The organism is Caballeronia sordidicola (genome assembly GCF_000729995.1).
GTDB lineage: Bacteria > Pseudomonadota > Gammaproteobacteria > Burkholderiales > Burkholderiaceae > Caballeronia > Caballeronia sordidicola_A.
Map to the genome: position 1 here is coordinate 1 of NZ_JNFG01000188.1, position 209 is coordinate 209.

At 52.6% G+C, this 209-nt stretch carries 1 rRNA gene; it reads right to left on the minus strand.

Features of this window, described 5'->3' with window-relative positions:
- Positions 1-103, minus strand: a 5S ribosomal RNA gene (rrf, locus tag FH08_RS0134330); the annotation flags it as partial.
- Positions 104-209 lie beyond the last annotated feature (106 nt).

A 209-nucleotide genomic window follows, 5' to 3' on the forward strand; every position in this document is an offset into this window, starting at 1 on the left:
TACCTACTTTCACACGGGTATCCGCACTATCATTGGCGTGGAGTCGTTTCACGGTCCTGTTCGGGATGGGAAGGGGTGGTACCAACTCGCTATGGTCATCAGGCATGAGGGGGTGTTGCGCTGATTTGTGGTCAACGCAACCAATCTGGGGAAGAAGTAGTCGAGTTCACTCTTTGAGGAGTGCCTCGTTGTTACTGGTGTTGCTTTGG